This window comes from Streptomyces sp. NPDC006602, from assembly GCF_042870385.1.
Lineage (GTDB): Bacteria > Actinomycetota > Actinomycetes > Streptomycetales > Streptomycetaceae > Streptomyces.
Genome location: NZ_JBIAHG010000007.1, coordinates 103,904 through 115,627 on the forward strand (window position 1 = coordinate 103,904; position 11,724 = coordinate 115,627).

The 11,724-nt window shown below is 70.5% G+C and carries 10 protein-coding genes and 2 pseudogenes; 7 read left to right on the forward strand and 5 right to left on the reverse strand.

The genetic code is table 11. The features are described 5' to 3' along the window. Positions 1-53: 53 nt before the first annotated feature. Both ACFYO2_RS20300 and ACFYO2_RS20305 read right to left on the reverse strand, forming a co-directional pair. Complete coding sequence (locus tag ACFYO2_RS20300) at positions 54-1,001, reverse strand: NADP-dependent oxidoreductase (RefSeq protein WP_388350633.1); 948 nt, start codon at positions 999-1,001, stop codon at positions 54-56. Positions 1,002-1,107: 106 nt separating this feature from the next. After that, positions 1,108-2,106: an NADP-dependent oxidoreductase gene (locus ACFYO2_RS20305; RefSeq protein WP_388350635.1), complete on the reverse strand. Its 999-nt coding sequence runs from the start codon at positions 2,104-2,106 to the stop codon at positions 1,108-1,110. A gap of 102 nt (positions 2,107-2,208) precedes the next feature. Here ACFYO2_RS20305 and ACFYO2_RS20310 point away from each other — a divergent pair, with 102 nt between their 5' ends. Together ACFYO2_RS20310 and ACFYO2_RS20315 are read left to right on the forward strand one after the other, a co-directional pair. After that, entirely contained in the window at positions 2,209-3,105 is an 897-nt protein-coding gene (locus ACFYO2_RS20310; protein WP_388350637.1) for a LysR family transcriptional regulator, read from the forward strand. A gap of 265 nt (positions 3,106-3,370) precedes the next feature. Further along, on the forward strand, positions 3,371-3,502 hold the full coding sequence (locus ACFYO2_RS20315; RefSeq protein ID WP_107091473.1) for a hypothetical protein: 132 nt from the start codon (positions 3,371-3,373) through the stop codon (positions 3,500-3,502). Positions 3,503-3,728: 226 nt separating this feature from the next. Here the strand turns inward: ACFYO2_RS20315 and ACFYO2_RS20320 are convergent, their stop codons facing one another. Further along, positions 3,729-5,297, reverse strand: coding sequence for a purple acid phosphatase family protein (locus ACFYO2_RS20320; RefSeq protein WP_388350640.1), 1,569 nt, complete (start codon positions 5,295-5,297; stop codon positions 3,729-3,731). A 142-nt stretch (positions 5,298-5,439) separates the two neighbouring features. Here ACFYO2_RS20320 and ACFYO2_RS20325 point away from each other — a divergent pair, with 142 nt between their 5' ends. The 4 genes from ACFYO2_RS20325 to ACFYO2_RS20340 all read left to right on the forward strand — a co-directional run bounded on the left by ACFYO2_RS20325 (position 5,440) and on the right by ACFYO2_RS20340 (position 10,455). Beyond that, on the forward strand, positions 5,440-6,483 hold the full coding sequence (locus ACFYO2_RS20325) for a 3-isopropylmalate dehydrogenase (RefSeq protein WP_388350643.1): 1,044 nt from the start codon (positions 5,440-5,442) through the stop codon (positions 6,481-6,483). A gap of 323 nt (positions 6,484-6,806) precedes the next feature. Then, positions 6,807-7,895, forward strand: coding sequence for a branched-chain amino acid aminotransferase (locus ACFYO2_RS20330; RefSeq protein ID WP_388350646.1), 1,089 nt, complete (start codon positions 6,807-6,809; stop codon positions 7,893-7,895). 153 nt (positions 7,896-8,048) lie between these two features. Next, positions 8,049-9,119 (forward strand): hypothetical protein, encoded by a 1,071-nt coding sequence (locus ACFYO2_RS20335; RefSeq protein ID WP_388350649.1) that lies wholly within the window; start codon positions 8,049-8,051, stop codon positions 9,117-9,119. Between the two features lie 16 nt (positions 9,120-9,135). Beyond that, a complete protein-coding gene (locus tag ACFYO2_RS20340; protein WP_388350651.1) occupies positions 9,136-10,455 on the forward strand; it encodes a KamA family radical SAM protein in 1,320 nt (439 codons plus the stop codon). A gap of 262 nt (positions 10,456-10,717) precedes the next feature. Here the strand turns inward: ACFYO2_RS20340 and tnpA are convergent. After that, positions 10,718-10,966, reverse strand: a pseudogene (tnpA, locus tag ACFYO2_RS20345) (IS200/IS605 family transposase); the annotation flags it as partial. Positions 10,967-10,973: 7 nt separating this feature from the next. Here tnpA and ACFYO2_RS20350 point away from each other — a divergent pair. Next, positions 10,974-11,255: pseudogene (locus ACFYO2_RS20350) on the forward strand (zinc ribbon domain-containing protein); the annotation flags it as partial. Between the two features lie 40 nt (positions 11,256-11,295). Here ACFYO2_RS20350 and ACFYO2_RS20355 read toward each other — a convergent pair. Continuing rightward, positions 11,296-11,439, reverse strand: a complete 144-nt coding sequence (locus ACFYO2_RS20355) for a hypothetical protein (RefSeq protein ID WP_388350654.1) — start codon at positions 11,437-11,439, stop codon at positions 11,296-11,298. Between the last annotated feature and the right edge of the window lie 285 nt (positions 11,440-11,724).

The window sequence follows — 11,724 nt, forward strand, 5'->3', positions numbered from 1 at the left end:
GACGCTCTGAGCCACGGAATATTCGACCGCGCTGCTCTGAGCCACGGAAGGCCTCAGTCCGGCATCACCAGCACCAGCCCGCCCTTGACCCCCCCGGCCTCGCCCAGCTCGTGTGCCTCGGCCGCCTCCGCGAACGGGAGGGCCGCGTCCACGTGGAGGCGGATGCGGTCGTCCGCCAGCAGAGCGGCGATCTTCGTCAGGCGGTCGGCCGAGGGCTCCGCCTGCACGATGGCGAAGCGCATCCCGCGGGCCTCCACCTCCTCCGGAGCGAGGCCCAGGTCGCCGGGGACGGCGCAGACCAGCAGGCCCTTGGGGCGCAGGGTGCCCAGCGTGCGCGGGCCGTAGGCGCCGCCGACCAGGTCGAGGGCCACCTCGACGTCATGGACGGCGGTGGTGAAGTCGGTGGCGGTGTCGTCGACGAGCTCGTCGGCGCCGAGGTCACGCAGGAAGGCGTGATCATCGGCGCGGGCGGTGCCGATGACGTACGCGCCCTCCGCCTTGGCCAGCTGGACCGCCGCGTGCCCCACCCCGCCCGCCGCCGCGTGGATCAGTACGCGGGTGCCCGGTCCGACCCGGGCGATGTCGATCAGGGCCTGCCAGGCGGTGAGCATCGCCGTCGGCGCGGCGGCGGCACGGACGTGGTCCAGCGTGGATGGCTTCACCGCGAAGTGACCGGCCGGCGCGGTGACATGGAGGGCGTGACCGCCGCCGTCGACCAGGCCGAACACCTCGTCGCCGGCGCGGAGGCCGACGACCTCCGCGCCGACCTCCTCCACCACGCCGGAGACGTCCCTGCCCAGCGTGAACGGCGGCTCTCCGTACACCGGGGCCGACCCCGAACGGGCCTGCCCGTCCTCCGGGCCGACGCCCGCCGCACGCACCCGGACCAGCACCTCGCCGGCGGCGGGCACGGGACGCGGCCGTTCCTCGAGCGTCAGGACCTCCGGTCCGCCGAAGCGGTGCTGGGTCATCACCTGAGTGCGGGGCTGTGCCGTGGTCATGGGTGGCTCCCTCCCGGACGTGCCGCTACGTCGCGCGGACCGGGGCGGCGGATACGGCCGCTCCCGTCCATCGTGTCTCCGCCGGCCGTCCTCCGACACCCGGCGGTCAGCCCGCCGCCGCCCGCACGAGCATTTTCCCGGTGTTCCCGCCGCCCAGCATCAGCAGGAACGCCTCCACGATCCGCCCGAAGCCGTCCACCACCGTCTCGTCGAGCGTGAGCGCCCCGCTGAGGAGATGCGGTACGGCGAACTCGTACAGCTCTTCCTGTACGTCGGCGTAGTCCCGCACCAGGAAGCCCTCCATCCGGAGGCTCTTCTCGACCATGTCGGCGTGATCGAACAGGGCGGCCGTCGTGCCCGGCGCGTTGTACTGCCCGACCGTGCCGATCCGCACCACCCGCCCGCGCTCCCGCAGCGCACCGATCGCGGCGCCGAGGTGCTCGCCTCCGACGTTGTCGACGAAGACGTCGATGCCGTCGGGAGCTGCCTTGGCGAGCAGGTCGGCGACGGGAGCCGTGTGGTAGTCGAAGGCCTCGTCGTACCCGATCCGCTCCGTCAGGTCGGTCACCTTCCGCGCCGACCCCGCGCTGCCGATCAGCCGGCCCGCGCCGAGCAGCCGGGCGAAGCGGCCGGTCGCCGTGCCGACCCCGCCCGCGGCCGCGGAGACGAAGAGGTCGTCACCCTCGCGCAGTCGGGCGATGCGGGTGAGGCCGACGTAGGCGGTGAGGCCCGTACCGCCCAGGACGCTCAAGTACGCGGACAGCGGCACGCCTTCATGCATGGGCAGGCGTCTGACCTCTTCCGGGTGTACGACGGAGTGGGTGCGCCAGCCCTGACGGTGGAGGACGATCTCGCCCTCCGGCAGGGACAGTTCGCGCGAGGCGACGATCCGGCCGAGGGTGCGGCCCTCCAGCGGGGCATTCAACGCGAAGTCGGCGTCCATCATTTCGCGGTGGTAGGGGTCCACCGACCAGTAGAGGTTCTCGACCAGGGCCGTGCCGGGAGCCGGGTACGGCACCGGGGACTCTACGAAGCGGAAGTGGTCGGGGGTTGGGAAGCCGGTCGGGCGGGCGATCTGGTGCACGGTGAGCGCGATGTGGGTCATGGGAGGGGACGGTAAGCAGGAATGGGGGCGGTGGGCAGACGGTTGCGTTCATGGAACGGGCGGATCCATGAGCCGTCCTCATAGCAGCAGGTGGGGGCCTTCGTGAGCACGGTCGATCTCGCGCCGCAGGAGTTGCGGACCCTGGTGGCGGTGGCCGACGAGGGAGGCTTCTCGGCGGCCGCCGCCCGGCTCGGGTCGACCCAGTCCGCCGTCTCGCACGCCGTGCGCGGCGTCGAATGCAAGCTGGGGGTCGTGCTGTTCGAGCGCGGGCGGTACGGCGCCCGGCCCACCGCGGCCGGCGAGCGGGCCGTCGCCCATGCGCGCCGGGTGCTGCGGATGCTGGAGGTGATGGTCACCGAGACTCGAGCGACGGCCCAGGGCGGCGAGATCGGCGGGCCGCTGCGTATCGCCGCCTTCCGCAGCGCGGCCCTGTACCTGTTGCCGCCCGTGCTGGAACGCCTGGCCTCCCGCCATCCCGGTATCGAGGCGACCGTGACCGTCGTACGGGAGGTCGGCCCCGGGACGGCCGGCGAGGTGGCCGAGGGGCGTGCCGACCTCGGGATCGCCACCATCGGCACCAGTTCGCCGATCCCGCCGGAGCTGATCGGAGACGTACTCCTCGAAGAGCCGTACGCGCTCGTGCACCCGGCCGGACACCCGCACCCGCGCTCGCTGCCTCTGGTCGACTGGCAGGAGAACTGCTCCTCCTACACCCGGCAGTGGTGGGCCGCGCAGGACTGGATCCCCACCGCGACCGTCCGCGCCGAGGACGACGGAGCCGTGCTGTCCATGGTGAGCAGCGGTCTCGGCATGGCGATCATGCCCGCGCTCTCGCTCACCGGAGCCCCGCCCACCACCGCGATCACCGACCTCGGGCCGGAGCGGCCCACCCGCCGGGTCGGATACGTCACCACACCGGAACTCGCCGCCACGGCGGCCGTACGGGCACTCGTCCGGGAACTGCGTACGCGTGCGAAACCGCAGCTCAGCGCGGTGTGAGGCAGGGCACTGTCTCAGATAGTAGGAAGTCCGAGTAATTGTGGAGACAGACGCGCGCTCCTCCCTTAACTTTGTAGGAGCCGAACGTCTCGCTCGACCAAGCGAATGGCGGTCGTGAGCCGGGCCCCGTGCAGGCAACCCCTGCGGCACCGCTCCCCGCCCCATCTGGGGGCACCTCCCACGCCCTTAAGGCAGTGGGGGAGTCTCGCAACCCCTTTGTGCACTCCAGCCGTGCACTCCAGGAACTCGAAGGAGTCGATTTCCCATGGCCGAGACGACCGCCCGCCGCCGAGTCCGTCGTATCTCCCGTACGAGCGAGTCCGACCGCAAGAACGCCGCAGCCGCCCTCCAGCGCGCCCTCGACCGCCGCGACAACGGCGGCTCGACCGGCCACTGAGCCGCAGCTTCGGAGAAGACCCATCAGCCGGGAGCCGCACCCGCACGAGGTGCGGCGCGGTCTAAGAGCTCCGAACAAAAGTGGAGCCCGGCTCGCGGCGTCTGGCACGCACGCTCGCCGCGTTGCCGGAAGCTCCTCGTAGCTCCGCTACGAGGAGCTTCCGGCGCCTTGCGATCGCACGCACCAGACGCCGCGAGCTGATCGGACTCCACTTTTGTTCGGAGCTCTAAGCGCCGCGCCGCACCTCGAAATGGTCGATGCGCTCCCCGCTCTGCGCCAGCGCAGACACCTTGAGGCGCGGCCGCGCCCCGCTCTCCGCCTCCACCGAGAGGAAGGAGAAGCCCCGGTAACGCACCCGCGACCACTCCACGATCTCCTCCTCGGACTGCTTCGACTTGGTCCACTGGAACGTCTCGACGGAGTCGCGGTCCTTGACGTGCCCCTCGTAGCTCTCCTGCACGCCCGACGGAAAGCCGTACAGGTCCTTGCCGCCGCCGCCCGCCGTGACATACACGGTCCCGTCCCGCGTGGGGTCAGTGGACCCGCCGATCGGCACCGGCCTGCCGACCTGGCCGCCCTTGATCGCGTCGGTGCGCTCGTAGACGTGGTTGTGCCCGTTGATCACCAGGTCCACCTGATGCCTGGCGAACAGCGGCAGCCACGCGTCGCGGACCCCGCCGTCGGAGGCGTGCGAGGAGGTCGAGTAGGCGCAGTGGTGGAAGAAGACGACGACGAAGTCCACCGAGGCGTCCGCCCGCAGCTCACCCAGCTTCCGGTCCAGCCAGGCCGTCTGCTTCCCGTCCGTGTAGCCGAAATTGGCGGGAATCTCGTACGACACGTCGTTCGCGTCCAGCGCCACGAAGCCGACGTTGCCGTACGTGAACGCGTACACACCCGGGGCCTTGCGCGGGTCGAAGCCGCTGTCCGGGAGGGACCAGCGGGCCAGTTGGCCGCCGTAGCCGTCCGGCGAGTACCAGGCCTCCATGTCGTGGTTGCCGGTCGTCACCATCCACGGCACGGACCTGGTGACCGGCTCGTTCTGCCTGAGGAACAGGTCCCAGAAAGCGGGGTCGTAGCCGTCGGACTTCTCGCCCCGGCCGTTGACGTCCGCGTAGCAGATGTCGCCGGCGTGGAGGTGGAAGGCGGGGTCCTGGCGCAGCAGCACGTGGTCGTTCGCGGCCGCGGCCTTGCTGACGCCCTGGTCGCCGAACGCGGTGAACACGAACCGCTCCGGGCTCGCCGGGGCCGTGCGGAAGGTGCCGATCGTCTTCCGGCGCTCGGGGGATGCCGGGTCGAAGCCCTCGTGGCCGACGCCGTAGTAGTACGTCGTGCCGGGGCGCAGGCCGTCCAGGGCCGCGTGCAGGTAGTACTGGTCGAGCGCCGGCCGCACGCCCGTCACCCCGGGCGTGTGCAGAGCGCGTACCTCGGCCTCGATCCTGCGGCTCAGGTCGTCGGGCCGGGTGCCGATCCGGACGTACGGCTTCCGCACCGCGAGCGGTACCTGCCAGGAGATCCGCATCCGGGTCCTGGGGTCGGCGCCGAAGGAGAGATGGCGGCCGAAGGGGGCGACGACCGAGCTGTGGACCTTGCCGAGGGGGGAGGCGGTCGCCGACGCGGTCGACGTGGCCGCGGCGCCGGAGCCGGAGGAGCAGCCGGTCAGCAGCCCGCCCGCCACCGCGCCCGCCGTCACCAGCGTGCGGCGCCGGGAGAGCTTGGTGCGCAGGTACTCGTGCTGCTCGGCCATGCTCATCCGGCGCGCGAGGTGCGGGGGAATGCCGAAGTCCGGTGTCTCCATGCAGGTGAACTTCCCAGCGAAGGCCAACACCCGCCCCACCTGCGGGTGAACGACAACCGAAGGGTTGACGCCGTCCCCTGAGTGGGTGTCCGTATCGCGGACGGTCCGTGTCATCCCGTGGGACCAGGAGTACGGTGCCGACATGTCTCGCAGCCTCAATCTCGCAGTGATCCCCGGTGACGGCATCGGGCAGGAAGTCGTGGCCGAAGGCCTGAAGGTCCTCTCCGCCGTCCTCCCGCAGGATGTGAAGCTGGAGACCAAGGAGTACGACTTCGGTGCCAAGCGCTACCACGCCACCGGTGAGACCCTCACCGACGCGGACGCCGAGGCCCTCAAGCAGCACGACGCCATCCTGCTCGGCGCGATCGGCGACCCCTCGGTCCCGTCCGGTGTCCTGGAGCGCGGCTTCCTGCTGAAGCTCCGCTTCCTCTTCGACCACCACGTCAACCTGCGTCCGTCGAAGCTGCTGCCGGGTGTCGCCACCCCGCTGGCCGGCGAGCCGGAGATCGACTTCGTCGTGGTCCGCGAGGGCACCGAGGGTCCGTACACCGGCAACGGCGGCACCATCAGGAAGGGCACCCCGCACGAGGTCGCCACCGAGGTCTCCGTGAACACGGCCTTCGGTGTCGAGCGTGTCGTCCGGGACGCCTTCGCCCGGGCGCAGGCCCGCCCGCGCAAGAAGCTGGCGCTGATCCACAAGAACAACGTGCTGACCTTCGCGGGTCACCTGTGGACCAACATCTTCAACAAGGTGGCCGAGGAGTTCCCCGAGGTCACCACCGAGTACATGCACGTGGACGCGGCGACCATCTACCTGGTCACGCAGCCCGAGCGCTTCGACGTGATCGTCACCGACAACCTCTTCGGCGACATCATCACCGACCTCGCCGCGGCCGTCTCCGGCGGCATCGGCGTCGCCGCGAGCGGGAACATCAACCCCTCCGGCGAATTCCCGTCCATGTTCGAGCCCGTCCACGGCTCGGCCCCGGACATCGCCGGCCAGGGCAAGGCCGACCCCACCGCCACGGTCCTGTCCGTCGCCCTGCTCCTGCGCCACCTCGGCTACGAGTCCGAGGCGGCCCGCATCGAGGACGCGGTCTCCGCCGACCTCGCCGAGCGCACCGGCAAGCCCGCCCGCAGCACCTCGGAGATCGGCGACGCGCTCGCCGTACGAGTAGCCGGCTGACCTGCCGCGCTTCTCCACCCCTCGAAGCCGCCGGGTCACTCACCACCCGGCGGCTTTCGCATGCCCCCGCCGAAGTGCCACCATCATCCCCGGGCAGCATTCACGCCGTTTTTCGTCCATGGCCTCCGTCGCGCGATAATCGAACGCGGAGCCGCGGATTGAGGGAATGCTCGGACGTCCTAGCACTGGCCACTGACAGTACGGGCGTGAGCGCGGCCCGTCACCATCCGACCGGTGCTGCATCCCCCGGGGGGCAACCCCGGACCCCGGCAACAGACGCGGGGTAGCCCAGACGTTCGCCAGGAAGCGAAGGACAGCAACTCATGACGACGCCCACGATCGAGCTGAAGCCCTCGGCCTCGCCACTCTCCGACGCGGAGCGCGAGGCGATTCTGGCCAACCCGGGGTTCGGCCGCCACTTCACCGACCACATGGTGATCATCAAGTGGACGGAGGGGCGCGGCTGGCACGACGGCCAGCTCGTCCCGTACGCGCCGCTCTCCCTCGACCCGGCGACCATGGTCCTGCACTACGCGCAGGAGATCTTCGAGGGGCTCAAGGCCTACCGCCAGCCCGACGGCTCCGTCGCCAGCTTCCGCCCCGAGAAGAACGCCAAGCGCTTCCAGTCCTCCGCCCGCCGCCTCGGCATGCCGGAGCTGCCGGCCGAGACGTTCATCGAGGCGTGCGACGCGCTCGTCCGCCAGGACCAGGCCTGGGTCCCGGCGCACGGCGGTGAGGAGTCCCTCTACCTGCGCCCGTTCATGATCGCGACCGAGGTCGGCCTGGGCGTGAAGCCCGCCAACGAGTACCTCTTCCTGGTCATCGCGTCCCCCGCCGGAGCGTACTTCCCGGGCGGCGTGAAGCCGGTCTCCATCTGGCTCTCCGAGGACCGTGTCCGCGCCGTCCCCGGCGGCATGGGCGACGCGAAGACGGGCGGCAACTACGCGGCCTCCCTGCTCGCCCAGGCCGAAGCGGCGAGCAAGGGCTGCGACCAGGTGTGCTACCTCGACGCGGTCGAGCACAAGTGGGTCGAGGAACTCGGCGGCATGAACCTGTACTTCGTGTACGGAGACAAGATCGTCACCCCGTCGCTGACCGGCTCCATCCTGGAGGGCGTCACCCGTGACTCCCTCCTGACCGTCGCCCGCGACCTCGGCTACGAGTCCGAGGAGGGCCGCGTCTCCATCGACCAGTGGCAGCGCGACGCCGAGAACGGCACCCTCACCGAGGTCTTCGCCTGCGGCACGGCGGCCGTGATCACCCCCGTCGGCACGGTCAAGCGCGCCACCGCCGAGTGGAAGCAGTCCGGCGGCGAGCCCGGCGAGGTCACGCTGAGGCTGCGCCAGGCCCTGCTGGACATCCAGCGCGGGACCGCGGAGGACAAGCACGGCTGGATGCACGAGCTCGGCTGAGGCCGGGGGTGGCTCCGCACCGGTCCAACGACCGTCCGAGCGCCGGTAGTCCGTTCGACGCGTATCGCCTCCCCCGCGCGGGTATCTCCTGATTCCGCGGGGGAGCGCGTTCCCTCCCCGGGTGCGGACCGGACCGGGGAGGGGGATGCACGCGTGAACGGACGATCTCCGATTCCGAGGCTGCGCTGGCTGGCACGGACGTTACGCACGCCCCGGCGCCCCCAGAGCCTCACGGTGCTCGTCCTGCTCGCGGCCTGCGCGGCGCTGCTCCTGCGGAGCAGCACGGACATGGACAACTACGGCGATGCCCTCGCCCTCAACCTCGGCACCGACATGGTCGGGGTCGTCATCACCGTCTTCGTGATCGGCCCGCTCATCTCCCGCGCCCAGGAAGGCCGGGTCCGCGAGCACACCCGGCTCGACTACGAGTGGTTCAGCGCCCAGGTCCACGGTGCCACCTCCAACGTCAAGGTGCTCGACACCTTCTCCAACCTCTTCGGCCCGCAGTTCTCCGAGCGCTTCTACCGCGGCGTCAGGGCGGCCACCGCGCACGGCGCCCGCGTCCAGATCCTGCTCCTGGACCCCGACTCCCTCGCGGTCATCCTGCGCGGCCGCGAACTGGGCGAGCGCAGCGCCGACATCCGCCGCGACATCCTGCGCAACCTCCGCACCCTGCACGACTTCGCGCGCCGCCTCGACCAGAACTCCCGCCAGTTCCTCGAAGTGCGGCTGTGCTCCACCTCTCCCGGCGTGACGCTCTACCGCTGGGACGAGCGCTGTTTGGTGTCCTTCCTCACCGTCGGCCGGCTGTCCGGCGAGGGCGTCCAGCTGGAGGTCGCCGCCCGCTCACCGCTCGGCACCTTCGTCGAGCAGCGGTTCGACGAACTGTGGCTGCAGGGCAAGCCGATGGAACGCTTCACCCATCTGCCGGTCACGCTGGTCGACGCGGCCGCCGTGCGTCGGGAGTTCACCTGCCAGTTCGTGTCCGTCGAGGACTGCCTGTACGTCTCCGGCCCCGACCTCGTCACCTATCTGGCCCGCCACCGCCTGGACGAACTCGCCGCCTACAGCGACGGCTTGAGTATCCCGGGCGCGCACCAGGTGTTCGTGGTGGACGACGAGAGCGAGCTGCACGGGCGGCTCATCCAGCACTTCACGGAGAAGTACGATGCGTCGGCGTCCGCGTTCGTCGAGTTGCGGCCGCCGGTCCTGGTCACGGAATAGAGGGCCCTGCCACACCATGAGTTCAGCGCACCACCCAGCTTTCGACAAGAGCCCCCGCTTCCGCGCCTTCACGCCCCGTGACCTGGACGGACTCCTTGGGCGGGTACGTCTGACGCCCGATCAGCGGCTCGATCTGCGGGCCGTGTCGGCGGTCCTGCCGTTCCGCACGAACTCCTACGTCGTCGACGAGCTGATCGACTGGACGGCCGCGCCCGACGACCCGATCTTCCGGCTGACCTTCCCGCAGGCCGGGATGCTGCCCGCGCCGGAACTGCGCCGGATGGCCGGCCTGCTCGCCGAGGATGCCCCCCGCGCCGACGTGCTGCGGGCGGCGCACGAGATCCGGATGCGACTCAATCCGCACCCCTCGGGCCAGCTCGACGCCAACGTCCCCGTGCACGAGGGCCGGCGCCTGACCGGACTCCAGCACAAATACCCGGAGACGGTGCTGATCTTCCCGCGCCCGGGTCAGACCTGCCACGCCTACTGCACGTACTGCTTCCGCTGGCCCCAGTTCGTCGGCGAGGCCGATCTGCGGATCGCCACCGACGACATCGCCGCGACGACCGCCTACCTCCGCGCCCACCCCGAGGTGACCAGCGCGCTGATCACCGGCGGCGACCCGCTGGTGATGAGCACGGAGGTACTGCGCCGCTACGTCGAACCGCTCCTGGAGATCGACTCGATCCGCTCGATCCGCCTCGGCACCAAGTCGCTGGCCTTCTGGCCGTACCGCTTCGTCTCCGACCGCGATGCCGACGACCTGCTCAGGCTGCTGGAGAAAGTCGTCGCGAGCGGCCGCCACCTCGCGTTGATGGCGCACTTCACACACCCGCAGGAGCTGCGCCCGCCCGTCGTGCGGCAGGCGATGCGCCGAGTGCGGGACACCGGTGCGGTGATCCGCTGTCAGGGCCCGCTGGTGGCCGGAATCAACGACAGCGCCGAGGCGTGGGCCGAGCTGTGGGACGAGACGACCACGCTGGGAGCGGTGCCGTACTACCAGTTCGTGGAGCGGGACACCGGCCCGCAGGGTTACTTCGGCGTCCCCCTGGTCCGCTGCCACGAGATCTTCCGCGAGGCATACGCCCGCGTCTCCGGCCTCGCCCGCACGGTCCGCGGCCCGGTCATGTCGGCGATGCCCGGCAAGGTCTGCGTGGACGGAGTCGCCGAGGTGGCCGGCGAGAAGGTCTTCGTCCTGCACCTGATCCAGGCCCGCGCCCCGGACCTGGTCGACCGTCCGTTCTTCGCCGCCTACGACGAGGGCGCGACCTGGTTCACCGACCTGAAGCCCGCGTTCGGCGCCGGCGAGTTCCTGCCGGGGCTGGAGGCGGGGTGATCGGGCGCCCGGCGTTCTGGCCGGCCTTTCCTGGGGCGGCGCCCTTGGACCCCGCTTCGGACCGGACGGCCTCGTCCTCGAAGGCCGGACGTCCCGATGGCCGGTGGGCGCAGGCAGGCCCCGCCCCGCGACCAGGTTGAGCAGCGGCCGTCTCCTCTACCTCTGATCTTGCGCAGTGCTCCGTCCTTTCGGGCGGAGGTGAAGCGCATCCTTGGCCCGGAGGCGCGAAGCGCCGGAGTTCTCTGCGTCTCCGGGGTGACGGTCAGGTGGGTCGCCTCTGGTTCTCGATGTACTGGCGGACGACGGTCTGCGGTGCTCCGCCGCAGCTTCCGGCGAAGTAGGAGCCGGACCAGAAGTGTCCACCCCACAGGTAGCGGCGGATGTGTGCGTCGTACTCCTTGCGCAGGAGCCGGGCGGAGACGCCCTTGAGGCTGTTGACCAGCTTGGAGAGCTGGACCTTGGGCGGGTAGTGCACGAGCAGGTGCACATGGTCCTGCTCGCCGTTGAACTGCTTCACGACTTACAAGGCCGGCCGATACGGCGGCACCCTGGTCAAGGTTCCCGCTGCGAACACCTCCCGCAGGTGTTCCGCGTGCGGCTTCATCACGCCCGGAAGCCGGGAGGACCAGGCCACGTTCGTATGCAAGAACCCGGACTGCGGATGGTCGGGCAACGCCGACCACAACGCGGCCCGGAACATCTTGCACTCGTACCGGATCGGCCACACCGTGGTTGTCCCGGCTGCTGGGAGAGCAGTCGTCAGGCGCACTCGTGGCGTCAAGCCTGCTGCTGCAAAGTAAGCGGGAATCTCCCTCCTGCTTGCGAAGGGGGGAGAGCACTTCAACTGCGCGACCTGAAGACGGGCAGCACCGTCCTCGTCACCCCGGACACCACCGGCGGCACGGCCACGGCCGACGTCGCACCGGGCGGCATCGCGGACGGCGCCCGCCGGATCGCCTTCACCTCGCCCGACGCGACACTCATCGAGGCCGGAGACGTCAACGACGGCTACGACGTCTTCGTCCGCCACCTGCGCTGATCACGCATCTGCTCGCATCCTGAGACGGACGGTGAGCACGGGGACGGTCTGTGCCAGACTGCCTCCGTGCTCTCGTTCGCCACGATTATTGGCAGCAGGCGCGCCGGTCCGCAGTGACCGCCTCGTACGACCAGGTACGGGCGGACACCGTCGTCCTCGACCCGCGCGCAGACCTCTCGCACCCGCGAGAGGTTTTTCGCATTTCTGGCCCACCCGCAGCCGGAGACGAG

Bases quoted from the DNA above. Each gene is read 5' to 3' on its own strand.
- ACFYO2_RS20305 (WP_388350635.1), bottom strand. From the start codon at position 2,106: ATGACCCACATCGCGCTCACCGTGCACCAGATCGCCCGCCCGACCGGC.
- ACFYO2_RS20355 (WP_388350654.1), bottom strand. From the start codon at position 11,439: ATGAGTGTCGCGTCGGGCGAGGTGAAGGCGATCCGGCGGGCGCCGTCC.
- ACFYO2_RS20325 (WP_388350643.1), top strand. From the start codon at position 5,440: ATGTCTCGCAGCCTCAATCTCGCAGTGATCCCCGGTGACGGCATCGGG.
- ACFYO2_RS20330 (WP_388350646.1), top strand. From the start codon at position 6,807: ATGACGACGCCCACGATCGAGCTGAAGCCCTCGGCCTCGCCACTCTCC.
- ACFYO2_RS20300 (WP_388350633.1), bottom strand. From the start codon at position 1,001: ATGACCACGGCACAGCCCCGCACTCAGGTGATGACCCAGCACCGCTTC.
- ACFYO2_RS20315 (WP_107091473.1), top strand. From the start codon at position 3,371: ATGGCCGAGACGACCGCCCGCCGCCGAGTCCGTCGTATCTCCCGTACG.
- ACFYO2_RS20340 (WP_388350651.1), top strand. From the start codon at position 9,136: ATGAGTTCAGCGCACCACCCAGCTTTCGACAAGAGCCCCCGCTTCCGC.
- ACFYO2_RS20320 (WP_388350640.1), bottom strand. From the start codon at position 5,297: ATGGAGACACCGGACTTCGGCATTCCCCCGCACCTCGCGCGCCGGATG.